The sequence below is a fragment of the Stenotrophomonas sp. SY1 genome (assembly GCF_021202945.1).
Lineage (GTDB): Bacteria > Pseudomonadota > Gammaproteobacteria > Xanthomonadales > Xanthomonadaceae > Stenotrophomonas.
On the sequence record NZ_JAJOYR010000001.1, the window covers coordinates 1,134,388 to 1,158,591 of the forward strand.

At 65.4% G+C, this 24,204-nt stretch carries 23 protein-coding genes; 11 read left to right on the forward strand and 12 right to left on the reverse strand.

Translation table 11 applies throughout. The features are described 5' to 3' along the window. Positions 1–106 precede the first annotated feature (106 nt). Entirely contained in the window at positions 107–670 is a 564-nt protein-coding gene (ahpC, locus tag LR961_RS04570) for an alkyl hydroperoxide reductase subunit C (RefSeq protein ID WP_232147258.1), read from the reverse strand. Between the two features lie 295 nt (positions 671–965). On the opposite strand from ahpC, the gene prmC reads away from it, so the two are divergent. The 3 genes from prmC to LR961_RS04585 all read left to right on the forward strand — a co-directional run bounded on the left by prmC (position 966) and on the right by LR961_RS04585 (position 4,053). Continuing rightward, entirely contained in the window at positions 966–1,808 is an 843-nt protein-coding gene (gene prmC / locus LR961_RS04575; protein WP_232147259.1) for a peptide chain release factor N(5)-glutamine methyltransferase, read from the forward strand. Between the two features lie 229 nt (positions 1,809–2,037). After that, on the forward strand, positions 2,038–2,982 hold the full coding sequence (pip, locus tag LR961_RS04580) for a prolyl aminopeptidase (protein ID WP_232147260.1): 945 nt from the start codon (positions 2,038–2,040) through the stop codon (positions 2,980–2,982). Positions 2,983–3,315: 333 nt separating this feature from the next. Next, complete coding sequence (locus LR961_RS04585; RefSeq protein WP_232149196.1) at positions 3,316–4,053, forward strand: hypothetical protein; 738 nt, start codon at positions 3,316–3,318, stop codon at positions 4,051–4,053. A gap of 91 nt (positions 4,054–4,144) precedes the next feature. Here LR961_RS04585 and LR961_RS04590 read toward each other — a convergent pair whose 3' ends face one another. The 4 genes from LR961_RS04590 to LR961_RS04605 are packed head-to-tail and all read right to left on the reverse strand — an operon-like array spanning position 4,145 to position 6,999. Beyond that, positions 4,145–4,948: an N-formylglutamate amidohydrolase gene (locus LR961_RS04590; protein WP_232147261.1), complete on the reverse strand. Its 804-nt coding sequence runs from the start codon at positions 4,946–4,948 to the stop codon at positions 4,145–4,147. Then, positions 4,941–5,492 (reverse strand): NUDIX hydrolase, encoded by a 552-nt coding sequence (locus tag LR961_RS04595; protein ID WP_232147262.1) that lies wholly within the window; start codon positions 5,490–5,492, stop codon positions 4,941–4,943. Before LR961_RS04595 ends, LR961_RS04590 begins: the two co-directional genes overlap by 8 nt. Next, a complete protein-coding gene (locus LR961_RS04600; protein ID WP_232147263.1) occupies positions 5,489–6,427 on the reverse strand; it encodes a 5'-3' exonuclease H3TH domain-containing protein in 939 nt (312 codons plus the stop codon). The genes LR961_RS04595 and LR961_RS04600 overlap by 4 nt, the downstream gene beginning before the upstream one ends. Further along, on the reverse strand, positions 6,424–6,999 hold the full coding sequence (locus LR961_RS04605; protein WP_232147264.1) for a nitroreductase: 576 nt from the start codon (positions 6,997–6,999) through the stop codon (positions 6,424–6,426). Before LR961_RS04605 ends, LR961_RS04600 begins: the two co-directional genes overlap by 4 nt. A gap of 313 nt (positions 7,000–7,312) precedes the next feature. Between LR961_RS04605 and LR961_RS04610 the strand changes: the two genes are divergently transcribed. Together LR961_RS04610 and LR961_RS04615 are read left to right on the forward strand one after the other, a co-directional pair. Beyond that, entirely contained in the window at positions 7,313–9,619 is a 2,307-nt protein-coding gene (locus tag LR961_RS04610; RefSeq protein WP_232147265.1) for a DUF1631 domain-containing protein, read from the forward strand. A gap of 85 nt (positions 9,620–9,704) precedes the next feature. Beyond that, positions 9,705–10,808 (forward strand): NAD(P) transhydrogenase subunit alpha, encoded by a 1,104-nt coding sequence (locus tag LR961_RS04615; RefSeq protein ID WP_232147266.1) that lies wholly within the window; start codon positions 9,705–9,707, stop codon positions 10,806–10,808. Between the two features lie 391 nt (positions 10,809–11,199). On the opposite strand, the gene LR961_RS04620 is transcribed toward LR961_RS04615, so the two are convergent. Genes LR961_RS04620 through LR961_RS04630 form a run of 3 tightly spaced genes read right to left on the reverse strand, consistent with a single transcriptional unit; the run spans position 11,200 to position 12,514 of the window. Beyond that, positions 11,200–11,631, reverse strand: coding sequence for a DUF3106 domain-containing protein (locus LR961_RS04620; RefSeq protein ID WP_232147267.1), 432 nt, complete (start codon positions 11,629–11,631; stop codon positions 11,200–11,202). Then, the gene (locus tag LR961_RS04625; RefSeq protein WP_232149197.1) at positions 11,628–11,948 is read right to left on the reverse strand and encodes a hypothetical protein; all 321 of its coding nucleotides are present in this window, start codon (positions 11,946–11,948) and stop codon (positions 11,628–11,630) included. The genes LR961_RS04620 and LR961_RS04625 overlap by 4 nt, the downstream gene beginning before the upstream one ends. A 41-nt stretch (positions 11,949–11,989) precedes the next feature. Then, positions 11,990–12,514 carry an RNA polymerase sigma factor gene (locus LR961_RS04630; RefSeq protein WP_232149198.1) on the reverse strand — a complete coding sequence of 175 codons (525 nt, stop codon included), beginning with the start codon at positions 12,512–12,514 and terminating at the stop codon, positions 11,990–11,992. A gap of 158 nt (positions 12,515–12,672) precedes the next feature. On the opposite strand from LR961_RS04630, the gene LR961_RS04635 reads away from it, so the two are divergent. From LR961_RS04635 to LR961_RS04645, 3 genes are read left to right on the forward strand one after another with little or no spacing between them, the layout of a single operon-like run. Next, on the forward strand, positions 12,673–12,975 hold the full coding sequence (locus LR961_RS04635; RefSeq protein ID WP_055772039.1) for an NAD(P) transhydrogenase subunit alpha: 303 nt from the start codon (positions 12,673–12,675) through the stop codon (positions 12,973–12,975). Continuing rightward, complete coding sequence (locus tag LR961_RS04640; protein ID WP_232147268.1) at positions 12,972–13,469, forward strand: hypothetical protein; 498 nt, start codon at positions 12,972–12,974, stop codon at positions 13,467–13,469. The genes LR961_RS04635 and LR961_RS04640 overlap by 4 nt, the downstream gene beginning before the upstream one ends. Then, on the forward strand, positions 13,466–14,902 hold the full coding sequence (locus tag LR961_RS04645) for an NAD(P)(+) transhydrogenase (Re/Si-specific) subunit beta (protein ID WP_232147269.1): 1,437 nt from the start codon (positions 13,466–13,468) through the stop codon (positions 14,900–14,902). Before LR961_RS04640 ends, LR961_RS04645 begins: the two co-directional genes overlap by 4 nt. 21 nt (positions 14,903–14,923) lie before the next feature. On the opposite strand, the gene LR961_RS19310 is transcribed toward LR961_RS04645, so the two are convergent. Continuing rightward, positions 14,924–15,841, reverse strand: coding sequence for a helix-turn-helix domain-containing protein (locus tag LR961_RS19310; protein ID WP_232147270.1), 918 nt, complete (start codon positions 15,839–15,841; stop codon positions 14,924–14,926). 407 nt (positions 15,842–16,248) lie between these two features. On the opposite strand from LR961_RS19310, the gene LR961_RS04655 reads away from it, so the two are divergent. Further along, entirely contained in the window at positions 16,249–18,060 is a 1,812-nt protein-coding gene (locus LR961_RS04655; RefSeq protein WP_232147271.1) for a sulfotransferase, read from the forward strand. Here the strand turns inward: LR961_RS04655 and LR961_RS04660 are convergent. From LR961_RS04660 to LR961_RS04670, 3 genes are all read right to left on the reverse strand, one after another. Further along, complete coding sequence (locus LR961_RS04660; RefSeq protein WP_232147272.1) at positions 18,045–18,725, reverse strand: 2OG-Fe(II) oxygenase; 681 nt, start codon at positions 18,723–18,725, stop codon at positions 18,045–18,047. The two genes, LR961_RS04655 and LR961_RS04660, sit on opposite strands and share 16 nt — an antisense overlap. Further along, complete coding sequence (locus LR961_RS04665) at positions 18,679–21,615, reverse strand: TonB-dependent receptor (RefSeq protein ID WP_232147273.1); 2,937 nt, start codon at positions 21,613–21,615, stop codon at positions 18,679–18,681. The genes LR961_RS04660 and LR961_RS04665 overlap by 47 nt, the downstream gene beginning before the upstream one ends. Before the next feature lie 158 nt (positions 21,616–21,773). Continuing rightward, entirely contained in the window at positions 21,774–22,202 is a 429-nt protein-coding gene (locus tag LR961_RS04670; RefSeq protein ID WP_232147274.1) for a hypothetical protein, read from the reverse strand. Positions 22,203–22,304: 102 nt separating this feature from the next. Here LR961_RS04670 and sufT point away from each other — a divergent pair, with 102 nt between their 5' ends. Together sufT and LR961_RS04680 are read left to right on the forward strand one after the other, a co-directional pair. Then, on the forward strand, positions 22,305–22,856 hold the full coding sequence (gene sufT / locus LR961_RS04675) for a putative Fe-S cluster assembly protein SufT (RefSeq protein ID WP_057628710.1): 552 nt from the start codon (positions 22,305–22,307) through the stop codon (positions 22,854–22,856). A gap of 124 nt (positions 22,857–22,980) precedes the next feature. Beyond that, positions 22,981–24,078 (forward strand): branched-chain amino acid aminotransferase, encoded by a 1,098-nt coding sequence (locus LR961_RS04680; protein WP_232147275.1) that lies wholly within the window; start codon positions 22,981–22,983, stop codon positions 24,076–24,078. Positions 24,079–24,204: the final 126 nt, after the last annotated feature.

The following is a 24,204-nucleotide window of genomic DNA, read 5'->3' on the forward strand; positions in this document are numbered from 1 at the left end:
ACCGCAGCGGGCTGTTCGGCTTGCGGGCGCGTTGCTGGCTGGCATCAACACGCTGCGGTTCACCCCCACGCCCGCCGCGAAGGCGGGGTGGGAGTGCAGGTGCGGCTTAGATCTTGCCGACCAGGTCCAGCGACGGGGTCAGCGACTGGGCGCCTTCCTTCCACTTGGCCGGGCAAACCTGGTTCGGGTTGGCGGCGGTGAACTGGGCAGCCTTCAGCTTGCGCAGGGTCTCGGACACGTCACGGGCGATCTCGTTGGAGTGGATCTCCGCAGTCTTGATCACGCCTTCCGGGTTGATCACGAAGGTGCCACGCAGGGCCAAGCCTTCTTCCGGAATGTGCACGCCGAAAGCGTTGGTCAGCTGGTGGGTCGGGTCGCCGACCAGCGGGAACTTCGCCTTGCCCACGGCCGGCGAGGTTTCGTGCCACACCTTGTGCGAGAAGTGGGTGTCGGTGGTGACGATGTAGACCTCGGCGCCGGCCTTCTGGAACTCGGCATAGTTCTCGGCAGCGTCTTCGATCTCGGTCGGGCAGTTGAAGGTGAATGCGGCCGGCATGAAGATCAGGGTCGACCACTTGCCCTTCAGCGAAGCCTCGGTGACTTCAACGAACTTGCCGTTGTGGAACGCATTGACCTTGAACGGCTGAACCTGGGTGTTGATAAGAGACATGTAACTTCCTCTGGGTTGAAGGGGTGGGTGTGTGAACCTCGGAGGCAAGACTAATAGGCAAAACCTAATAAGACAAATGAATTGGGTGCATTGAATCGATAGGCATCGGCTATCGTTAAGCCTCATGAGCCGGCGATATCCGCCTGTTCCGGGGTTCTCGCCGGGAATCGCGTATGAGGCCTTGGCAAAGCTGAATCATTTTGGATAGGCAGCGCTTATCCCGGCGGAGGTAGGCAGGGAGGGGCGCGGTGACTATCCTCGCCGTCCGGAACCATCCGCCAAGAGGTTTGTAGAAGTGTCCACGCCGAACGTTGCGCAGCTGTTGCGGGAGGCCGCCACGCGCCTGCCGGGTGAAGAGGCCCGCCATGAGGCCGAACTCCTGCTGCTGCATGCCTTGGGCGTGGACCGCGCGTGGTTGTTCAGCCACGCCGACGACGCGGTGGATGAGCAGGCCCGGCAGCGTTTCGAACTGCTGGTCACGCGCCGCGCCGAGGGCCATCCGCTGGCCTACCTGACCGGCCGCCGTGGTTTCTGGACGCTGGACCTGCAGGTCAACACCGCCACCCTGATCCCGCGCCCGGAAACCGAGCTGCTGGTGGAGCAGGCGTTGGCGCGGTTGCCGGCCGACGACATGGTGCGGGTGGCCGACATGGGCACCGGCAGTGGCGCGATCGCGCTGTCCATCGCCAGTGAACGGCCCTTGGCGACGGTGATGGCCACCGACGTGCTCGGCCCCACGCTCGCCGTGGCAGTGAAGAACGCACAGGCGCATGGGCTGGAGAACGTCTGGTTCCGTCGTGGCCACTGGTACACCGCGCTGGGCGCGGACCGTTTCGACATGATCGTCAGCAACCCGCCCTATATCGCAGCCGGTGATCCACATCTGCAGCAGGGCGACCTGCGCTTCGAACCGCCACCGGCGCTGGCCTCCGGTGCCGACGGGCTGGATGCGATCCGCGAAATCATTGGCGGCGCGCACGAGCACCTCGTGCCCGGCGGCTGGCTGCTGCTGGAACATGGCTGGGACCAGGGCCCGGCCATCCGCGGGCTGCTGGAACAGGCCGGCTTCATCGAAGCGCAGACCGTGCAGGACCTGGAACAACGCGACCGGGTGACGCTGGGCCGCTTGCCCGGCTGAGGCCTGTCCGGGTCATCGGGACGGGGGGAGGCTCCTGCTCTTTGCCGTCGTTCCCGCGCAGGCGGGAATCGCTCTGGCTTTTGCCTTCGCTTTCCACGACATCAGACCAGGAGCAGGAGCGATTCCCGCCTGCGCGGGAATGACGAATCCAGCTTCCGCGTGGGTTCGCTCCAGACAAGAACAAAACACCCCTGCGCTAAACTGCGTGCCTGTATCCCGCGAGGTCACCATGCGCACGCTCTATCCCGAAATCACCCCCTACGACACTGGCACGCTGAAGGTCGACGACCGCCACACGCTGTACTTCGAGCAGTGCGGCAACCCGAACGGGAAGCCGGTGGTGATGCTGCATGGCGGCCCGGGTGGCGGCTGCACGCCGAAGATGCGCCAGTTCCATGACCCGTCCAAGTACCGGATCATCCTGTTCGATCAGCGTGGTTCAGGCCGTTCCACGCCGCATGCCGACCTGGTGGACAACACCACCTGGGACCTGGTGGCCGACATCGAAAAGCTGCGCGAGAAGCTTGGCGTGGAGAACTGGCAGGTGTTTGGCGGCAGCTGGGGTTCAACGCTTGCGCTCGCCTATGCCGAAACCCACCCGCAGCGCGTGACCGAGCTGGTGCTGCGCGGTATCTTCATGCTGCGCCGCTGGGAGTTGGAGTGGTTCTACCAGGAAGGCGCCAACCGCCTGTTCCCGGATGCGTGGGAGCACTACCTCAAGCCGATTCCGGCGGTGGAGCGCCACGACCTGATCTCCGCGTTCCATCGTCGCCTGACCAGCGACGATGAAGCCACCCGTCTGGCTGCGGCGCGTGCGTGGAGCGTGTGGGAAGGCGCGACCAGCTTCCTGCATGTGGACGACGACTTCATCAACAGCCACGAAGATCCGCAGTTCGCCTTGGCCTTTGCCCGCATCGAGAACCATTACTTCGTCAACGGCGGCTTCTTCGAAGTGGAAGACCAGTTGCTGCGCGACGCACACAAGATCGCGCATATCCCGGGCGTGATCGTGCACGGCCGTTACGACGTGGTCTGCCCGCTGGCCAATGCCTGGGAACTGCACAAGGCCTGGCCGAAGGCGCAGCTGCACATCTCGCCGGCATCGGGCCATTCGGCATTTGAAGCCGAGAACGTGGACGCACTGGTGCGCGCCACCGATTCGTTCGCTGGCTGAGTAAACGCACTGGATGGAGCGAACGGGCGGCGAAAGCCGCCCGTTCTGTTTGCGCGTACGGCTTCACCAATCCCCGGCAGGCAGGGCGTCGGCCAGTACCTGCTGCTGGATGAGCATCGTCGCGATGACGGATGGAGCAGGGACGGTTCGCGGCGGCGCATATCGGTCGATGGCAGCCTGCGATGCAGGCGCCCTTGTACCCATGCATCGCGGCCAAGCGCTCCATCAGCTTCACGATGCCAGTCAGGGTCTCCGCCGTCGGGTCGCCGCTGTCGAACCGCATGCACATCGGCGGTGTGAATTCCCGTAAATGCACTCTGGGTGCCGGTCGTGATGCGGACCAGCACGCTGTACGACACGGTTAGACTGCCATTCCCCGCATTGCCTGCTCAACGACGCATGATCGAACTGCTGGATCTCCGCCAGACTCTGGATACTTTGGCCGCGTGCAACGACGACGGCGAGGTGTGGGAACGCTACGGTTGGGTGCATGCGACCGAGGGCGGCGCGCTTGTCGCACGCTTCTGGCTGCCGCCCAGCGAAGAAGAGGCCTGGGACGAGGACGATGAGGTGGCCATTGCTGCCCGGGCACTTGGGTTGTCTTCGTTCCTGGAGCCGGCCACGTTCGCCGACGTGCTTGATGTGCAGAAGCGCCAACGCCCGTTGTCCACGCTCGAAGACTACGCCCGCGCGCTGGACTACTACGCCGAGTACGACGCCTTCCTGCAGGTTCCCGGCATCGATGAGGCCTTGGGCGAAGCGTCGGCTGCCGAGCAGGAAGCCGCGCAGGTCATGGGCGTCGGCCCGGGAATCTTCGCTTCGTTCGATGTGGTGCTGGTGGCGTGCCCGGCCGAGCACATGAAGGACGCTGCAAGCCGGGTCGCGGCGTTGCTGGCGATCCCGGTGGGTGAAGCCCTGGCGCGTTGCCGCATGTTGCCGCTGTCGCTGGGGCAGCACCTGGACCGCAGGCGTTGTGGCGAAGTCCGGGCACCTTTCGAGGAAATCGGTGCAACGCTGCAGGTTCACGCTTACCGGCCGTTTCCATGGCCGGCTGAGCCGAGCGCTGGCTGAGGCGCTGCGTTGGCCGGGGTTAGGCCGCCGGCACCGTTGTCTCCAGCGGCGCCGAATGCCTGCTGCTACCGGGCGAGCAGCGCAGGCCCCATCACTGCAACTGCAACTGCAACAGCTCCGACTGCATCGCGCGGAAGATGCGCTCCAGACGGGCGGCCCATGCCTGCTGGCCGGCGGTATCGGCGATCAGGTCCTGGCGGATTTCCAGCTCCACATGCACCAGCCCGCGTGCCTCGCCGTGCATGGGCACGGCGTAGTCGCTGGTGCTGCTCACCGAGTACGGCTGGTTGTCACCAACGACCAGATCACCTTCCTCGCGCAGCGTGCGCAGCAGGGCATGCGCAAAACGCGTGTCCTGGTGATACAGCACGCCGGCCTGCCAGGGGCGCTGGCTGCCGTTCATGGCCGGGGTGAAGCTGTGCATCATCACCAGCAAGGTGGGGATGCCCTGGTCACGGCGGCGGTCGAGTTCGGCATTGATGCGCGCGTGGTACGGCGTATGAATGACGTCGATGCGTTGCTGACGCTGGGCTTCAGTCAGGCCAGCATTGCCTGGAACCAGCGTGCCATCGCTGGTTTCGGGGATCAGCGTCGGTGATGCCAGTGGCCGGTTGCAGTCGATCAGCAATCGCGAGTACGTCTGTTCGATGGCCCAGGCATCCAGCCGTCGTGCCAGTTCGCGCGTGGTGCCGGCGATACCGATGTCCCAGCCGATATGTCGGTCCAGTTCGTGCTGCGGCAGGCCCAGCGCGTCCAATGCGGCTGGGACGCGCTGGCCGGCGTGGTCGGCCAGCAACAGGAACGGCGAGGCGCCGTGCGGGTTGTGCACGGTGAACACGGCCGGGTCATCGACATCCAGCAGCGGCGGCAGCAGGTGTTGGCCCGAATCAGCCACGCGGCCTCCCGTCGAGGTGATGTTCGATCATCCACAAACCGGCCCAGAGCTTGGCGTCCAGCTCATAACCCTTGCCCATCATTTCCACCAGCCAGGCGGCGGCGCGGGTGCGCGGGATGCGGTGCACGGTGATGTCCTCGCTGTCGTCGCCACCACCGTCGCCGATCCTGCGCAGGCCGGTGGCGCGGACGAAGGCGATCTTCTCGCTGCTGGCGCCCGACGAGGTGGGGCCGATCATCAGCACCTCGGCGTGCGCGGCGGTCCAGCCGGTTTCCTCTTCCAGCTCGCGTACCGCTGAATCCTCGATTGCCTCATCGGCGTTGATGTCGCCGACCAATCCGGCCGGCATCTCGATGGTGCGGGCCTGCAATGGCACGCGGAACTGCTCGACGAACAGAACTTCGTCATCCGGGGTGACCGCGATGATGATCGCGGCCAGGCCGCCGGCGTGGGTGCGCTCGCTGTATTCCCAGGTGCCGCGCACGACCATGCGCTGGTACTTGCCTTCGTAGACGACACGGGGTTCTGCGGTGTTGTGGCTCATGCGAACTCGTTGGCGGAAGGGGGGGAAGGTTCCAGGCCGGCGGCGGACAACAGCCGGCGCCGGGTAAGCGGGCCGAAGCGCAATGCTTCGCACAGGCCGCCAAGCATGTCCGCATCGGCGTTGCCACGGGTGAAGCCGGGGCGCGCAGTGTTCAGCGGCGCATCCACCGCGATGGTGGTCAGCTGGCGGAACAGCAGCGCCTGCTCGCGTTGTTCGCGCAGGCGGGTGGCCATGCCGGCGGCGCCACGCAGGCGCAGGAACGGGATTTCATCGATGCGCTCGAGCATCACGTCCAGGCTGCCGAAGTGCGCCAGCAGCACCGCAGCGGACTTGGCGCCGATGCCGGAGACGCCGGGAATGTTGTCCACTGCGTCGCCGCACAGCGCGAGGTAGTCGGCCATCTGGTGCGCATGCACGCCGTGGCGTGCCTTCACCCCGGCCGCGCTCCAGCGCTGGTTGCGGGCGTAATCCCATTGCTCGTCGTGGTCGACCAACAGCTGCGAAAGATCCTTGTCGGCCGAGACGATCACCCCGCGCAGGGCCTGCCCGCGGCCGGCGTGCAGGGCGCTGCCGATCAGGTCGTCGGCTTCGTATTCGCGGTCGGCCAGTACGTCCAGGCCCAGCGCGGCGCACAGCGCCTTGCAGTGGGCGAACTGGCGGCGCAGTTCGTCCGGCGCAGGATCACGGTTGGCCTTGTAGGCCGGGTACAGCGCATGCCGGAAGCAGCTGTCCAGCGCCTCGTCGAAGGCCACCGCGATGTGGCGGGGGCGTTCGCGTTCAAGCAGGTCCAGCAGGAACCGCGCGAAACCGTGCACGGCGTTGACCGGCCAGCCCTGGTTGTCCTTGAACTCGTCCGGCATCGAGTGCCAGGCGCGGAACACATAAAGGCTGGCGTCGATCAGATAGAGCGGCTGCCGCACCTGCGCCTGGCTCACGGCTGGTAGTCCTGCAACAGTGCGGCCGGGTCGGGGCGCTCGCGGTCGGGCACCTGCAGCTTCGGCGTGCCGATATGGATGAAGCCGACGACCTGCTCGTTGTCAGCCAGCCCCAGGTGGCGGCTGAACTCGGCGTCGTAGGCCATCCATGCGGTCAGCCACTGCGCGCCGAAGCCGAAGCCCTGTGCGGCCTGCAACAGCGCGAAGCACACGCAGCCGGCGCTGAGCAGCTGCTCCTGCACCGGCACCTTGTGCTCGGGGTGCAGGCGGGCGATGACAGTGATGATCAAGGGCGCGTGGGAGAAGCGCAGGCGGTCCTTCTCGATTGTGGCCTCGGCAGCCTGCGGGTCACGCTCGCGGCCACGCCGGGCGGTGAATTCGCCCAGGGCATGACGTGCATCGCCACGCAACTGCAGGAAACGGAACGGCACCAGCTTGCCGTGGTCGGGAACGCGCACGGCGGCCTGGAGCATCCGCAGCACGGTGGCCGGGTCCGGGGCGGGCTCGCCCAGTTGCTTGGACGGAACCGAGACGCGCTGGTCCAGCGCTTGCAGGAAGCAGTTGTCGGGCATGACTCACCGGGGGCAAAACACGGCCAAGGATTATAGACGCCGGCCGCTGGCCGGCCTGACGCAAGCCCAACCGGGCAAAATCTGTGCGCTCGGTCGGAGCGACTGAACAACCGTCATTCGCCAATATTCGCCGCCGCGCTTAGCATGGAGGGGTTTTCCGGCCGCCGGCCATGAGGAACGAAGTGCGCACTGCATCACTGGCCCTGTTCAGCTTCTCCGCCTACCATGCCGGTGCGGAATCAGGGGCCGCGTCTGCATCTTTCCTTCCATATTCCAGAAGTCCAGCGCCTGTCAGGGTGCGGAGCCTTTGCGCATGATGTCCAACCCGCCTCTCGCCGGCCAGCCCGGCCGCAATCCCAACCTGCTTGCCATCGCGCGTGCGGCGGCCTTGCCGCCGTTGGCGCAGGCCTTTGGCAAGGTGCTGGCAGGGTTTGACGACGCGCTGTTCGACCGCGCCGAAAAGGCCGGTGCGTCACAAGTGGTGTTCCTGGACGGCATGCGCGAGCTGCGCCGCCGCAGCGACGAGATCGCCACCCGCTTCGAGGCCTCCCTGCAACTGGCCTGGTCTGCATTCGACAACGGCGCGCCGCTGTCGGCCGAAAGCCTGCTGGCCGGGCAGAACGAAGGTGGTCTGAGCCTGGTGCCCGAGCATGTCCTCGAGTCGCGGCTGGCGGTGCGCAATTTCGCCACCGTGCTGCTGCGCGACTGGAAGCAGGTGCTGGCGCGTATCGACCATCGTCTGGCCTGGTGCGCGGGCATCGCCCCGCTGGACCCGGATACCAACCCGATCGGCCCCGAGCATATCGGTGTGGCCGTGCATGAAGCTTTCTACACCTGCGACCTGGCACCGGAAGTGCGGCTGGTGCTGTTCAAGCTGTGCGAACGCGAGTTCGCCGCCGGGATCGGCAAGCTGTATGAAACGGTGGATGAGCGCCTGGCCCAGGCCGGCGCCGCACCGGAGGTTTCCGCGCCGCGCCGCGCCGCGCCGCCACGTCAGGCCGCGCAGATGGCGGCCGACGAGGACGGTACTGCGGGCGATGGCCATGCGCCGATGTGGGCGCAGCGTTTTTCCGAGCGTTGGAGCCAGCGCCGCAGCAGCATGGCCGGGCATGAAGCGGCGCACGCGGTGGCCGGTGGTTTCAGTGACGAATCGGCCTATGGCGACCGTCAGCACATGGTGCTCGAAGCGCTGCATGAGCTGCTGGCACAGACCCGGCAGACGCGCGAAGGCGCGCCCGGCGGGGCTGCAGCGTCCAATGCCGCAGCCGGCGGTGGCCAGCAGCGTTCATTGAACCAGCGCGAGATGATGTCGGTGCTGTCGTTGTTGCAGGCCACTCCCAGCGCCACCTTGCGCGCGGCGGTGGGTGAGGACGGTGAATCGCTGGCGCAGCGGCTCAAGAGCGAAGTGCTGTCCGGCGCGACCCGACTCGGCGTGGACCCGTCGCAGGCGCGGCTGGACCCGCAGGACGAGGACGCCATCGACCTGGTCGGCATGCTGTTTGACGTGATGCTGGACGAGCGCGACCTGGAAGGCCGCTCGCGCGAGCTGATCGGCCGGTTGGTGGTGCCGTTCGTCAAGGTCGCCATGCTCGACCGGCGCATGTTCGTGCAGAAGACCCATCCGGCCCGCAAGCTGCTCAACTCGCTGGCCGAAGCCTGCGAGGGCAATGCCGGCGAGAGCCAGGCCGAGCGCGCGCTGATGGGCAAGGTTGAGGAAATCACCGAGCGCCTCACCGCCGAGTTCAACGAGAACCTTGCGATCTTCCTGACCCTTGAAGAAGAATTCCGCGAGTTCCTGGTCCAGCACCGCCGCCGCATCGAGATCGCCGAGCGACGTGCCGCTGAAACCCAGCGCGGCCAGGAAAAGCTGGAAGTGGCGCGCAACCGCGCCGTCGCCGAACTGGACAAGCGCGTGGCAGGTGTCGCGCTGCCCAAGGCGATTGAAGATTTCCTGCACCAGCCCTGGAACCACCATCTCACCCTGACCCTGCTGCGCGAAGGCGACGAAGGCGAGGGCGTGAGTGAGGCACTGAAGCTGGCCGACGATCTGCTTGAAGAAGTGGCCCAGGCGCGCCGGCACATTGTCGGCAAGCCGTGGCTGCAGGCCTGCCAGCCGTCGCTGCGCAAGGTGTTTGCCAGCGTTGGCATGCATGGCGACGGCAGCACGGCGGCCATCGACGCGCTGCATGACACCTTGCAGGCCATCGCCGAAGCCCGTCCCGAACTGGAACGCGCGCTGCCGGAACTGCCGCAGGTCGCACTGCCGGCTCCGCCGGTACAGGAAGCACCTGCCATCGAGTTCGGCAGCGCAACCCGCGCCGAGGATTTCGACGACGCCGACGCCGAGCGCTTCCGCCGGATGGAAATTGGTACCTGGCTGGATTTCATCGACAAGGATGGAAAGTTGCAGGCCGGCAAGCTGTCGTGGGTGAGCCCGATTTCCTCGCGCCTGCTGTTCGTCAACCGTCGTGGCATCCGCTTCTGCGTGGCCTCGCCGGAAGAGCTGGCAGTGATGGTGCGTCTGGGCCGGCTGCGTACGCATGTGGACGATGGCGCCTTCGACAGCGCCATGCAGGGCGTGATCGACCGCCTCGAACCGCAGGCGGCTACGGTCGGTTGAGCTGTGCCGGGCCACATGGCCTGCCGCGTGGGCTGAAGGCTTGCTACGATCAGGCCGGATTATCCACAGCGCATCGGTGACAGGAATGGCCGTTGATGTACGGGTGTTGAAGGAAGCCGCCAGCGGCGAACGTCGCGTGGCTGCCACGCCGGAAACGGTGAAGAAGCTGCTGGCCGCAGGCGCCAGCGTGCACGTACAACCCGGCGCCGGCAGCTCGGCCGGGTTTACCGATCAAGCGTATCTGGACGCTGGCGCGCAGCTGGATGCTTCGCTGGCCGAGGCGGATCTGCTGCTGTGCGTGCAGCCGCCTTCGCCGGCGGTCATTGAAGGTTTCAAACCCGGTGCGGTGCTGGTGGGTATGTTGAATCCGCAGGCCGAACCAGCGCGCGCGGCGGCATTGCAGGGCCGGCAGGTACAGAGTTTTCCGCTGGAACGGCTGCCGCGCACCACGCGCGCGCAGGCGATGGACGTGCTCAGTTCGCAGGCCGGCATGGCTGGTTACAAGGCCACGCTGATCGCCGCACAACTGGCACCGCGCTTCTTCCCGATGCTGACCACCGCCGCCGGCACCATCCGCCCGTCCAAGGTGCTCGTGGTTGGGGCTGGCGTGGCTGGCCTGCAGGCTGTGGCCACCGCCAAGCGCCTGGGCGCGCAGGTGGAAGGCTTCGACGTGCGCCCGGAAACCCGCGAACAGATCGAATCCCTGGGCGGCAAGTTCCTGGACCTGGGCGTCAGCGCGGCAGGCGAGGGTGGCTATGCGAGGCAGCTCACCGAAGAGGAGCGTGCCGAGCAGCAGCGACGCCTGGCCGAACATCTGAAAGGCGTGGACGTGGTGATCTGCACTGCCGCCGTGCCCGGACGCCCGGCGCCGAAGATCATCACCGCATCGATGGTGGACGGCATGCGCCCGGGCAGTGTGATCGTGGACCTGGCCGCGGAAACCGGCGGCAACTGCGAAGCCACCCGGCCGGGTGAGACGCTGGACGTCGGCGGCGTGACCGTTGCCGGTCCGCTGGATCTGGCCAGCATGGGCGCGGTGCATGCCAGTGAGATGTATGCGCGCAACGTCTACAACTTCGTTGCGTTGTTCCTGAAGGACGGCGGGTTGAAGTTCGATTGGAATGACGAGCTGCTGAGCAAGACGGTGTGGCCGGCGCGTCCGGCCGGCGGGGAAATTCCGCCGGTGTGAGATGTGCTCTGGCTGAGGTCGTAAGCCAGAAGCCAGATGCTCGTCTCATCCGCCCCTTCGAGGCACCTCGCTTCGCGCCCCCGCCCAGCGCAGCGCGCTGGGCGTTCGGTCTTGTACGAGCCAGTGGCTCGTAAGCAACAAGCCCTCACTCCGCAGACGGGAGAAGGGATTGGCATTCCTGCAACGGGTGGGGGATTCCAGGGACCTGCTCGTCAGCCGGCGAGCCCAACGCTCACACAGCCTTCCCTTCTCCCGTTATGTCCAAGAAGGGGGAGTCCACCAAAGGGGCGGGGATTCCAGAAATCTGCTCGTCAGCCGGTGAACCCAAGCCTCCCTTCTCCCGCTCGCGGGAGAAGGTGGTGCGCAGCACCGGATGAGGGCGCTTTGGGATTCAGCGCTCTGCGCGGGGCGGCGGTGGATTCGCTTCCACCCATTGCCGACGCTGCTCCGGGGTCATCTTCTGCCACTGCTCGCGCAGCTGTTGGCGCTGATCCTTGTCCATGCCACGCATCCTGGCGAACAACGCCTGTGCTTCACGACGCTGCTGCGGTGCCATGTGCTCGAAGCGATGCATGCCGCGCCGGGCCTGCTCGCGTTGCTCCGGCGTCATCTGCTGCCAGCTGCGTGCATGCTCATATGCGCGCTGGCGGCGTTCGGGCGCGGCGTTCCAGCGATCGCGCATCGGCGCGATCAGGGTCTCGCGCTGGGCCGGGGTGAGCTGGTCCCACTCGGGCAGCGGTTGTTCGGCCATGGCCGGTGCGCTGGCACAGAACAACAGCAGCGGCAGGAGCAGGCGGGGTGTCAGGATCTTCATGGTCTTCATTCCATCGCCAGGGCGCCGTCCGAACCCAGCCACAGGTACAGCTCGGGGCTTTCGTCGAACAGCAACGTGTCATCGGTGGTCGTGTCCTCGGCCATGGCGGCCGTTGTGGTGGGCACAGCCGGTGGCGCAGCGGTGTTGAAACGCAGCGCCACGGTGACGGCCAGCACCGCCGAACAGGCCGTTGCCAGCCACCAGCCACGGCGTCGCCAAGGCGAGGATGCGGTGCCGGTCGCACTGGCCTGCTGGCGCGCCTGTCGCAGCCGGCTCAGCGTGGCGGGCGAGAGCGCGCCTTCGGCGTGCTGCTGCAACTGCCTCAGCGCATGGTCGCAGTGTTCGTGTGTGGTTGTGGGCAGGCGGTTCACCGCGTGGCCTCCAGTTGTTTCTGCAATGCGTCGCGCGCGCGCGACAGGTGGGTTTTGACCGAGCCTTCCGAACAGCCCATGGCCTTGGCGGTGGTGGCCACGTCCAGTTCCTGCAGCACGCGCAGGCTGAAGGCTTCGCGCTGGCGTGCCGGCAGTTGCCGCAGCGCCTGCACCAGCCGCGCGTAGGTTTCGCGCTGTTCGTGCTGCTGGGCCGGGCCTGCGCTGTCGTCGGCCCAGTCGATGGCGCTGTCCTGGTCCTGCTCTTCCTGTGGTGCCCAGAATTTCAGGCGGAAGCTGCGGCGGCGCTGCAGGTCGATGATGCGCCGGCGCAGGATGCTCCAGAACAGGGGCGTCCATTCCTCGGCCGGCTGGTCGCGGTAGCCGAGCATGCGCTCCATGGCGTCCTGTACCGCGTCCAGTGCGTCATCGCGCTGGCGCAGGCCGGCTTCAGCGAAGCGGAACGCGCGCGGGCCGATGCCCGCCAGGAAGGCTTCCAGCGAGGCCGGTGTCGCAGTGGGCATCAGGGGCGGGCTGGTCACCAGCACAGGGTAGCGCTCCGGTCGGTACTGGGGGTGTTAACGCGCGAGGGCCGGATTGGTTGACACCGCAACGGTCGCATCGGCTTTCCCGGCATGGTTATGATGCCGCACGGGCGGTTCCAGCCTCGGAGAGCACAGCAATGAGCGATGGGTTCGTAGCGTTGTATATCTTCATGCTGGCGGCGATCGCCGGCCACGTGATCATCTCGCGGGTGCCGGTGATCCTGCACACGCCGTTGATGTCCGGTTCAAATTTCATCCACGGCATCGTGCTGATTGGCGCGATGGTGGTGCTGGGTCACGCCGACACCACGCTGGAAAAGGCCATCGGCTTCATCGCCGTCGCACTGGGGGCGGGCAATGCCGCCGGCGGCTATGTCGTCACCGAGCGCATGCTGGAGATGTTCAAGAGCTCAAAGAAGCCGGAAGGGAAGGGGAAATGACCGCGATGGCACCCGCTTCCGATGCACATCACTTCGATGCGCGGCAGGTTTTCCAGTGGCTCAGTTACCTGCAATACCCGGCGTTGCTGGTGGCCCTGGGCTTCGCGCTGTGGCCCTTGTTCCACCGCATGCAGGGCATGCTCGACGCCTACAACAATGCATTGCTGTATGCCGGCGTAGGCATTGGCATGTCCTCGCTGCAGGACCCGACCAAGACCCAGAACAAGGTGTCGCGGAAAACGTGGGAAGACCCGCGCAAGGGTTTGTTGGTGCTGTGGCTGCTGGCATTGCAGGCGCTGCTGTCGATCGTGCTGGGCCTGCTTGGCACGGCATTGGCCGATTCCACCGCGCTTTCACAGCTTTCGCTGGGCATGGTGGCCTTTGGCCTGGGCATGGTCGGCCTGCTGAAGACGGCCATCGAGATGCGTGAGCATCATCGCCTGGACAAGCAGGTGGGCACGGAAGACCGCGTTGTCTCGGAGGCGAGCGCATGAGCATGTTGCTGTTGGTGAAGACGGGTTACCTGGTGGCGGCCACGTTGTTCCTGCTGGGACTGCAACGGATGGCCTCGCCGAAGACCGCGCGCAGCGGCATTCACTGGGCCGGGTTGGGCATGTTGATCGCCACCGTGGCCACGTTCTTCCTTCCGGGGCTGCACAACATCGCGCTGATCCTGGTGGCGCTGGTGCTGGGTACCGGGCTGGCGTGGGTGTCCGCCAAGAAGGTAGCCATCACCGACATGCCGCAGATGGTGGCGCTGTACAACGGCATGGGCGGCGGTTCGGCCGCGGCCATCGGTGCGGTGGAACTGCTGCGCTTCTCCGATGTGGCCGGTCGCGATACCAGTCACTGGAGCGCACAGGCCATCGCTGAACTGGCCGCGCGGCAGCCTTCGGCGACGGTGCTGGCATTGGCGGTGGTCGGCTCGGCGATTGGTGCGGTGTCGCTGTCCGGCTCGATCATTGCCTGGGCAAAACTTGATGGTCGCCTGGACAAGCGGGTCACCTTCCCGGGGCAGCAGGTGTTCAACCTGCTGGTCGCCGTGGCGATGGTGGTGCTCGGTGTATGGGCGGCGGTGAGCCTGCAACCGCTGGCGATCATCAGTTTCTTCGTGGTGGCGCTGGCACTGGGCGTGTTGATGACCTTGCCCATCGGCGGCGCCGACATGCCGGTGGTGATTTCGCTGTACAACGCCTTCACCGGCCTGGCCGTGGCGTTCGAGGGTTACGTGCTGGGCAACGAGGCGCTGATCATCGCCGGCATGATGGTCGGCGCGGCCGGCATCCTGCTTACCCGCCTGATGGCCAAGGCGATGAACCGCCCGATCAGTGGCGTGCTGTTCTCCAACTTCGGTGGAGGTGGCCAGGGCGCGGAAATCAGTGGTACGCAGAAGCCGATCGAAGCGGCCGACGTGGCCGCGATGATGGCCTTCGCCGAGCGCGTGGTGATCGTGCCCGGCTACGGCATGGCGGTGGCGCAGGCCCAGCACAAGATATGGGAGCTGGCACAACGGCTGATCGAGCGTGGGGTGAAGGTGAAGTTCGCCATCCACCCGGTGGCCGGGCGCATGCCGGGGCACATGAACGTACTGTTGGCCGAGGCCGGTGTGCCCTACGACCTGATCGCCGACATGGACGACATCAATCCCGAATTCGCCACCACCGATGTGTCGCTGGTGATCGGTGCCAACGACGTGGTCAACCCGGTGGCCAAGACCGACCCGACCAGCCCGATCTACGGCATGCCGATCCTGGACGTGGTCAATTCGAAGAACACCATCGTCATCAAGCGCGGCAAGGGTACCGGTTTTGCCGGCATCGAAAACGCGCTGTTCTATGCCGACAACACGCGCATGCTGTACGGCGACGGTGCCGAGGCGGCCAGTGCGCTGGTCAGCGAGTTGAAGGCACTGGACGGCGGGCACTGAGGCCTGTCGTTGTTGCCATGCTCAGCTGATGCTTTCCATCAGCTGAGCCGGCGCGCGTGCCGGGGCAGGCGGTGGGGAGGCCAGCAGCGGACACTGGCGACGCACCTCGGTTGTGGTGCAGCCGAATGCATGCCGGAACGCCCGGCAGAACGCGCTTTCACTTTCAAAGCCCAGTGATTCGGCGATTTCACAGACCGACAGATCAGTCGTGCATACCAGTTCCCAGGCGCGTTGATGGCGCAGACGCGCCGCATATTCGCTGGGCGTTTCGCCAAACACATCGCGATAGACGCGGATCAGATGGGTGGGCGAGTAGTTGGCGATCGCTGCCAGACGGGTGAGGTCCAGGCGGTCGTCGATGTTGCAGCGGATCAGGTGCTGCACACGCAACAGCCGCAACAGCGTCTGGTGGCGACGCAGTGCGGTGCGACCACTGCAGCGATGCAACTGCTGATGCATTGCCTGCTGCTGGCTCAGCAGTGTGTCGCGCAGCCAGGTCAGGCTGTCGGTTACCGCCGCGGTGTCATTGCCATCGGCAAACCAGCGCGTGCGCGCAAGATGCACCAGTGGGCGGCCTAGTTCCGGTGAGTAACCGGCTTCGCGTGGAATCAGACTGGCATCGCCAGCCAGCTTGCCGGGCAACTCGCGCCACAACTGCGCCGGTGCCGCCACGCATAACCACCAGCAGGGATTGCGGCTGATGTGCTGCAACCCGCCATCGAGCCAGACCTGGAAATGGCGCGATGCCAGATGCCAGCACATGTCACCGCAACCAAGCTCAAGCATGCCCTGCATCACCAGCGTCACGCTGATCCAGCCCAGTGGCAACATCAGGCGCGTGCCGCGCCCGCTGCCTACCACGACATGGACGTTCCCACTCTCGCGCGCTGGCACCTCATGCGACTGCGGACCATGGATGTAGTGATGCTGGATCTTCACTTCGTCTCCGTTGCGGGCGTGTGCCGGCGGTGCGATGAAACAGCAGGAAAACGGGAACGCAGCAGCATTGAAAAGCAGCTCGCTGACATCGTGACGGCATGGGGCTGTAATGCTTATTTCAGTCGCCGGTGGCGCGCTGAAATGTGGCGATAGATTAGGGGAAAAGTGCGTGAAAAAAGAAGCCCGGGCAAGCCGGGCAGATCCGGAGTTGGCCCCGCTTGCCCCGTTGCTTCTAGGGCTGAGGAAGGTCTGACCTGGGAGAGAGTTGCCAGGGGTCCGGATAGCCCTATGCTGCGTGCGTGCGGTTGCATACGACGTACCCGGATTTGCATTTGGATAGGCAGTGGTTGCGAATTTGCACGCAGCGCAGCTGCTTTCTTGTGTAACTGATGAAGAGGGTGTGAGTAATGCCGGTTCACTTCGAGCAGGTGCTTGAGTGCTTTCAGCTGGGGCAATGGGAAAACACCGAACGACTGGCCCGGCAATTGCTTGCCGATACGCCGGAATTTGTCCCGGCGCTGCAGGTGCTTGCAATGACACTCGCGCAGCAGGGTCGCGCATCCGAAGCGCGTGATCTGTTGCAGCGGGCTACGCAGCTGCAGCCGCAGTCGGCAGAGGCGTGGATCAACCTGGGCAACGCCTGCCTGGAATGTGCTGATCTGGAAGGTGCCGATGCTGCATTCGGGCATGCGCGCACATTGGGTGCGGGCGATGAGGTGGCCTATCTGCTCGGCCATGGCCTGACCCTGTTGGGTAACGGGAATTACGTTGATGCGCAGGTTCTGCTGAAGGCCGCATTTGAACGCGAGCCGGACGCGCCTGACGTCCGTCTGGCCCATGCGCAATGCCTGTCGGAACTGGAGCGTTTCGACGATCTGGCGCAGTGCCTGCAAGGACTGGATGCCGACGCGTTGGACCAGCAGCAACAGCGCGCACTGGCCTGGTTGCTGGCGCAGGCGGGCAGGGATGAGGCTGCCTTGCTGTTGTATCGACGGTTGCTGGAAACCGCGCCGGATGATGAGCTGCGCATCCAGCTGGCTCTGCTGCTTGAACGGCTGAATCGGGTGGAGGACGCGGCGGATGCCTTGGCAGCGGTAGCGCATCAATCCACAACGCCGATGCGAGCGTTGTGTGCGGCACGTGTGCTGCGCAGGCAGGGCGAAGCATCGGCTGCGGTGGCGGAGTTGAGCGCGGCGCTGGCCCTGCCCATGACATCGGCAATGCAGGCGCAGCTTCAGTTCGAACTGGCCAAGTGCCACGACCAGCAAGCGCAGGTCGATGCGGCGATGCAGGCGTTGGCGCGCGCACACTCTGCTGCGGCCGAAGCATTCGGCCAGCGCAGCCCCGCGCAGGCATCGGCACCGGTGCTGGGCTGGCTGCAGCAGCGCCTGCATAAGCCGATGCCGGCGTATTGGCAGACGCCCGTAGCGGATGCGCTGCCGGACGATCCGGTGTTCCTGGTGGGCTTTCCGCGCTCCGGCACGACATTGCTGGAACGCATGCTCGATGGTCATCGGCAGTTGGATGTCCTGGACGAACGACCGGCGCTGGAGGTGATGATCGAGCAGCTGCGTTCGCGGCAGGATTGGCAGGATGACGATCTGGATGCCTCGCTGGAGCGGCTTGCTCCCGCGCAGGTGCAACAGGCACGACAGAAGTACTGGCAGGAAGTAGGGCGCCATCTGCAACCGCGCGGCAGGCTGGTCGACAAGTACCCGCTGACGATGACCCGGCTGCCTTACGTGGCGCGCATGTTTCCCCGTGCCGATTGGTTGTTGCTGCTGCGCCATCCCTGCGATTGTGTGCTGAGCTGCCACATGCAGGCATTCGGCATCAACGGCGGTGCACTGGCATTTGCCTCATTGGAATCCACCGCCCGCACCTACGCAGCGGTGATGCAGTGGTGGGACGAGCAGCGGCAACGCGCGCCGGCGCGCGTGCATGTGCTGCGTTACGAGGACCTGGTGCAGGACGTGCCGGCACAACTGGAAGCATTGATGGTATTCCTTTCGTTGACGGTCGAACCGGAGCAGCTGGCTTCACACCATGCCTCGGCAGCGCGCAGCCGGCGGATCAACACGCCCAGCTACGCGCAGGTGGTCAAGCCGGTGAATGCGGCCGCGGTGGGGCGCTGGGAGCGCTACCGCGCACATTTCAGCCAGGCCGCGCTGGACGTGCTTGCGCCCTGGGTGACGCGTTACGGCTATCGGCTTGATTGAGGCTGCGGGAAGCGCAGGTAGGTGGACAGGATGTACTTGTCCTGTTCGGGCGATGGTTGCCCCTGGTGCGCGTACATCCAGTAGGGCGGAAACATCAGCAGCCGTCCGGCACGCGGCGCAACGCCCGTCTGCAGGCCGGGGAACCAGGTCTGCCCGCCGCTGCCGACATCGTTGAGGTACCAGAGGAAGACCAGGTAGCGATCGCACACTTCGTTGATGGAGTCGAAGTGGGTCTGGAACTTCTCCTCGTCACCGGCGCGGTAACGCTTGAGGATCAACGGGCTCAGCAGCGGGCTGTCGGGGATGGCCAGCGGCAGGCCGACATCGCTGTTGTAACGCTGCAGTGCCTGGCTGATCAGCTGCCGGAAGAATGACAGGAACGCGGCATCGGACAGCCGGCTGATGTCCAGCTCGGTCCAGGCGCTTTCATCCAGCCCGGCGCGCACGCCGCGGCCATTGCGCTGCTGGAAACGGGAGAGTGTGTTGAATGAGTCGATCAGCTTGGCGCACAACTCCGGCGGCAGGCTGTTGTCGTAGGTGCGGATGTAGTGACGCAGGTCGCTGCCATGAACATCCGCCGCGGCTTGCGCCGCGGCGGATGCCGGTGTTGCCGATGGATCAGAAGCGGGCAGTCCAGCGCATCCAGTAGTAACGGCCGATTGCATCGTAGGTCCGCATGTCCGTCGAGGCGTTGAAGCCAGAATAGATCAACGGCGGCTGGCGGTCAGTAAGGTTGCGCACGCCGATCTGGATGGAACTGTTGTTCAGGTCCTCGAAGCGGTAGCCGACCTGCAGGTCGGTCTGGGTGAAGGACGGCACCCGGCGCCTGGCCACGTAACCTGGCTCGGTGACATCGGCCACGTCCGGTGCTTCGTACACGTGGTGCACGTAGCGCGTGGTCAGGCTGGCGCTGAGGTTGCCGCGCGACCAGCTGATGTCATTGAGCGCGCGCCAACGGGCCATGTTGCCGAAGCCGGAGGACGCGTTGTCCACGAACGTGCCGGCCAGGCCGGTGCTGCCCGGAATGCCCGGGAAGGCGCCGACGTTGCTGCTCGGGTCGCCGGCCAGCAGCTGCACCTCGTACTCGGCCAGGTAGGTGGTGTCCAGGTTCCAGCTGAACTTGCCCCATGCACCTTCCGGGAACAGGTAGCGGAAGCCCAGGTCCATGCCCGAGGTCTTGAGCGAACCGAAGTTGCCGGTGATGTTGGTCATCTGCGCCACATCGCCGGCGTCGTCGCGGATGAAGGTGTCGCAGAAGCGGCCGAAGTTGAAGCACTGGTTGAGCAGCACGTTCTCCGGCAGGTTGGTGATGAACTGGTCCAGCTTCACGCGCCAGTAGTCGGCGGTGACGCTGAAGCCTTCCAGGTAGCTCGGGCTGTAGACGAAGCCGTAGGTCAGCACATCGCCTTCTTCCGGCTGCAGGTCGGGATTGGCGACCTGGAACGAGGTGACCTGGTTGTTGCTCTGGCGGAAGGAGCCGTCCGTGGGCACACCGGCGCAGGCGGTGGGATTGCCACCGGTGTAGCCGTTGCAGGGGTCGGTATAGGTACTGGCGCTGGGTACCGTGGGGGCGTACAGATCACCGATGGTCGGCGCACGGAACACGTCGGCGTAGGTGGCACGTACCAGCAGGTCGGCGAACGGCTTCCATTCCACGCCGATCTTGGAGTTGGTGGTGCCGCCGAAGTTGGAGTAGTCCGAGTAGCGCGTGCCGAGCGACACATTGAGCTTCTCGGCGAACGGTGCATCGGCCAACAGCGGGATCAGCGCTTCGGCATAGATTTCGTTGACATCGAACTTGCCGTTGATGTCGCCGAACGTACAGGCTTCCTGGGTGATGAGGCAGACCGTTTCACCCGGCGGAATGATGGTCAGGAAGTCGCTGCTGGAGCTGGCCGATTCGATGCGACGTTCGGCACCGACGGCCAGGGACACCGCGCCAGCCGGCAGGCTGAAGAGGTCGCCGGTAACGTTGGCGTTGAAGACCTTCAGGTCGTTCTCATTGCTGCTGTGGATGGTCGGGTTGATCAGGTCCAGTGCGGCCAGCTGTGCCTGTCCTGCCGGAGTGTTGGGGTCCGGCGCCGGGCCAAGGAAGTTGACCGGCAGACAGCCGGCAATCGCAGTGGCAGCGTTGCCCGGCGTGCGCACGCAGATCGGGCTGCCGGTGGCCGGGTCGATCATCGACGGGCCCAGTGCATCGGTCAGGCCGGGGCTGTAGAGGTAACCACGCACCGTCGAGGACTGCGGCGTGCGGCCATAGCCATAGGAGGCATCCCAACTCCAGGTGCTGTCACCGAATACGCCACGCAGGCCGCCGGTGATCTGGTAGGTCTCGGTTTCGAAGCGGGTGGTACGGGTGGGAATGAAGTCACGCAGGCGCAGTCGCGCGTCGGTGATGTCCACGCCGAACGGGTTGTAGATGCTGTCCTTGCTGATCGGGACATCGTCCACCGTCGCGCGACCGTCGAACGGCAGCGGCGCGATGAAGAACGAGGACTCGGTGCGCAGCCACGAGCCGAGGATGAACGCCTCGATGTTGTCGGTGAGCTGGTAGTTGCCGCTCATGAACAACGCCGTGCGTTCCTGCGGCGTGAGGTTGAGGTTGCCGTCGGCCTGGAAGTTGTAGACGTCGGTGGCGGGATTGAAGCAGCGGAAATCCGATTGCGACGAACCGGGGCGGCCATCGATGCGGGTCAGCGTGACGTTGGCGCCGCTGCCGCAGTTGGGATCGGTCAGGTCCACGCCGGTTGCCGAAGCGCGCGGCACCACATAGCGGCCGGTCAGGATGCGGCTGGTGCCGCCGATGCCCTTCTCGCCGGCGTACAGCTGGTAGGGCTGGCTGGAGTAGCTGCGGTCGGCGGCGCTGACCGAATCTTCCTTGTCGTAGCTGGCGCCGAGCATCAACCGGCCCTTGTCGCCATGCAGGCCAAAGGTCGCGTCAAAGCGCTGGGTATCGGCGTCGCCGCGCGAGGAGATGCCGTAGAACGCGCTGGCTTCGACCCCCTCGAAGTCCTTGCGCAGGATGAAGTTGACCACGCCGCCGATGGCGTCGGAGCCGTAAATGGCCGAGGCGCCGTCCTTCAGCACTTCGACGCGCTCGATCAGTGCCATGGGGATCGAGTTCACGTCCACCGCGCCATTGGCATTGGAGATGGTGCCGATCCAGCGCTTGCCATCGACCAGCACCAGCGAGCGGTTCACGCCCAGGCCGCGCAGATCGACTGTCGCCGCACCCGCGCCGCCGCCGTTGTTGACCTGCGGGTTGGTAGCCGCGCCGGCAATGGCCGGGGTGCGCTGCAGGAACTCACCCACCGTCGCCGCGCCGGAACTCTCGATGTTCTGGCGGTCGATGGTGAAAACGGGGCTGGAGGTTTCCAGGTCGGCGCGCTTGATGCGCGAGCCGGTCACCTGGATGCGATCCAGGTTGGTGGCTTCCTCTTGCTTGGGTGGGGTGTCCTGGGCTTGGACGCTTGTTACGGCTCCCAGCGCCAGTGCTGCGGTAGACATCGGCAGCAGGGCACGGCGAATGGCGTGACTCAGTGGCTGAATACTCACATTTGACTCCGCGGTGTGTGATGCAGGCAGGGGAGTCGTGAAATTACGAATTATTAACCTTGCGGGATGTGCCAGCCAGGCACGGAAAGATGTGCCAAAACTGACATTTCATCTCTCCAGGGGTGAAATAATCCGTAACAAATATTACGTTGAGAGATTCAGCGTGCCGCGCGCCAGGCAACCACGGCGGCGATGGCCAGCCACAGGGCTTCACCCAGGCCGTTGGCCAGGGTCAGCAGGGTCCAGGCCAGATGTGGCCCCATACGCAACGCAGATTCCCACGGTGTGAGCCCCATCGGGCCACCGATATAGGCCGCGGCAATGCCCCAGTTGGCCGCGAGCGCGATCAGCAGCATGGCGATGATCGCCACCGCAACCCGCGCCGGTCCGGCCCGGAAACCACCCAGCCGCAACATCCACGCCGCTTCCAGGGCCGCCAGTACCGCCATCCAGCCGGCCTGTGTGCCGGTGGTCAGTGCCGCCAGCAACCAGGCCACGGCAACAGTGATGCTTCCCAGCAACAACAACATGGGCCACAGCCAGTGGCGAGAGGAACGCGCAGGCGGGGAAACGGAGGACATGGGCATTCCAGGAGGGGTCCGGCAGCATAGCCCTTCAGCGGGCAGGGTGCCCAGTCGGATAAAATGTCGCACCTTGCGGGCAGCACCCGCGTCCCCATATTGATTTGCATGTATTCGCGCAGCAGTGAACCCGTCCATTTCGAACGTGATTGCCCGGCCGTGATGGTGCCGCAGGGCGACAGCGTGACCCTGCCCGCTGGCAGCTACGGTTACATCACCCAGGCACTGGGCGGCAGCTACACGGTGTTTGTCGAAGGCAACCTGTTCCGTATTGCCGGCAAGGACGGCGATGCGATCGGCAAGGAGCCGCCGCCGGGACTGGAACTGCCTGACGACGCTGGCGACGAGGACGTGGAAAAGCTGGTCTGGCAGCAGCTGCGGACCTGCTTCGACCCGGAAATCCCGTTCAACATCGTTGACTTGGGGCTGATCTACGAAGTGGATATCAAGCACCTGGACGATGGCCAGCGCGAGGTGGACGTCAAGATGACGCTGACCGCACCTGGCTGCGGCATGGGCGAGATACTGGTCGATGACGTGCGCAGCAAGCTGGAAATGATTCCGACGGTGGCCCAGGCCGACGTCGATCTGGTCTTCGATCCGCCGTGGGGGCGCCATATGATGTCCGAAGCGGCGCGCCTGGAAACTGGCATGCTGTAACGGTTGGCTTTTCCTGCGGCCCGGGCGCACGCCCGGCCTTGCAGGGAGTGGTTGGCCGGCTCGTGTTCAACCGGTGGCGATATCCGCACCGGTGCCCATCCCGCAATCTGCAAGGAATTACCCGGTGTCCCAGTCTTCCCTGAGCTTTGCTGTCACCCGTTCGGCCAACCCGCGCAGCGCTTCGGAGCGCGCCACGATCCTGGAGAAGCCGGGCTTCGGCCTGTACTTCACCGACCACATGGTGGCAGTACGCTGGGACAAGGACACTGGCTGGCACGATGCGGCGGTAACGCCGTACGGCCCGATCTCGCTGGACCCGGCCGCCGCCGTGCTGCATTACGGTCAGGAAATCTTTGAGGGCATCAAGGCCTATCGCCACGCCGATGGTTCGATCTGGACCTTCCGTCCGGAAGCCAACGGTGCGCGCCTGCAGCGCTCGGCCCGTCGCCTGGCGCTGCCGGAACTGCCGGTGGAAATCTTCGTCGAGTCGCTCAAGCAGATCACCGCCGTCGACAAGGACTGGGTGTCCGATGCCGACGAAGCCAGCCTGTACTTCCGTCCGTTCATGATCGGCGACGAAGCGTTCCTCGGCGTGCGCGGCGCGCACAAGGCCACCTACTACGTGATCGCCAGCCCGGCCGGCCCGTACTTCGCCAAGGGCGTGGCGCCGGTGGCGATCTGGCTGTCCACCGATTACGCACGTGCGGCCAAGGGCGGTACCGGTGCGGCCAAGTGCGGTGGCAACTACGCCGCCTCGCTGCTGCCGCAGCAGCAGGCGCAGGCCAAGGGCTGCTCGCAGGTACTGTTCCTGGACCCGGTCGAGGGCAAGTACCTGGAAGAACTGGGCGGCATGAACGTGTTCCTGGTCTACGGCAAGACCAACACGCTGGTCACCCCGGCACTGTCGGGCAGCATCCTGGAAGGCATCACCCGCGAGTCGATCCTGCAGCTGGCGCGCGACCGCGGCATGACCGTGGAAGAGCGCAAGGTGTCCATCGACGAGTGGAAGCAGGGCGTGGCTTCCGGTGACATCACCGAAGTGTTCGCCTGCGGCACCGCCGCAGTCATCACCCCGATCGGCCAGCTCAAGGGCGAAGGCTTTGAAGTGGGCGACCTGGGTGCGCCGGCTGGCGAAGTGACCATGTCGCTGCGCAAGGAACTGACCGACATCCAGTACGGCCGCCTGCCGGATCGCCACGGCTGGTTGGTGCGTCTGGCCTGATCCGCTCTGCGGGACTGCCCAAACCCGCCCGGGACCTGTGCCCGGGCGGGTTTTTCATTGCCCGGATTCGGGAGTCTCATCACACTTTCTTTGTGAAACAGTCACTTATGGCAGTGGCGTGGGGGA

What these genes read in the sequence shown, in the direction of transcription:
- ahpC (WP_232147258.1), bottom strand. Translation starts at nt 670, where the DNA reads ATGTCTCTTATCAACACCCAGGTTCAGCCGTTCAAGGTCAATGCGTTC.
- pip (WP_232147260.1), top strand. Translation starts at nt 2,038, where the DNA reads ATGCGCACGCTCTATCCCGAAATCACCCCCTACGACACTGGCACGCTG.
- LR961_RS04585 (WP_232149196.1), top strand. Translation starts at nt 3,316, where the DNA reads ATGCGGACCAGCACGCTGTACGACACGGTTAGACTGCCATTCCCCGCA.
- LR961_RS04595 (WP_232147262.1), bottom strand. Translation starts at nt 5,492, where the DNA reads ATGAGCCACAACACCGCAGAACCCCGTGTCGTCTACGAAGGCAAGTAC.
- LR961_RS04605 (WP_232147264.1), bottom strand. Translation starts at nt 6,999, where the DNA reads ATGCCCGACAACTGCTTCCTGCAAGCGCTGGACCAGCGCGTCTCGGTT.
- LR961_RS04610 (WP_232147265.1), top strand. Translation starts at nt 7,313, where the DNA reads ATGATGTCCAACCCGCCTCTCGCCGGCCAGCCCGGCCGCAATCCCAAC.
- LR961_RS04615 (WP_232147266.1), top strand. Translation starts at nt 9,705, where the DNA reads ATGGCCGTTGATGTACGGGTGTTGAAGGAAGCCGCCAGCGGCGAACGT.
- LR961_RS04620 (WP_232147267.1), bottom strand. Translation starts at nt 11,631, where the DNA reads ATGAAGACCATGAAGATCCTGACACCCCGCCTGCTCCTGCCGCTGCTG.
- LR961_RS04630 (WP_232149198.1), bottom strand. Translation starts at nt 12,514, where the DNA reads ATGCCCACTGCGACACCGGCCTCGCTGGAAGCCTTCCTGGCGGGCATC.
- LR961_RS04635 (WP_055772039.1), top strand. Translation starts at nt 12,673, where the DNA reads ATGAGCGATGGGTTCGTAGCGTTGTATATCTTCATGCTGGCGGCGATC.
- LR961_RS04640 (WP_232147268.1), top strand. Translation starts at nt 12,972, where the DNA reads ATGACCGCGATGGCACCCGCTTCCGATGCACATCACTTCGATGCGCGG.
- LR961_RS04645 (WP_232147269.1), top strand. Translation starts at nt 13,466, where the DNA reads ATGAGCATGTTGCTGTTGGTGAAGACGGGTTACCTGGTGGCGGCCACG.
- LR961_RS04655 (WP_232147271.1), top strand. Translation starts at nt 16,249, where the DNA reads ATGCCGGTTCACTTCGAGCAGGTGCTTGAGTGCTTTCAGCTGGGGCAA.
- LR961_RS04660 (WP_232147272.1), bottom strand. Translation starts at nt 18,725, where the DNA reads ATGCAATCGGCCGTTACTACTGGATGCGCTGGACTGCCCGCTTCTGAT.
- LR961_RS04670 (WP_232147274.1), bottom strand. Translation starts at nt 22,202, where the DNA reads ATGCCCATGTCCTCCGTTTCCCCGCCTGCGCGTTCCTCTCGCCACTGG.
- sufT (WP_057628710.1), top strand. Translation starts at nt 22,305, where the DNA reads ATGTATTCGCGCAGCAGTGAACCCGTCCATTTCGAACGTGATTGCCCG.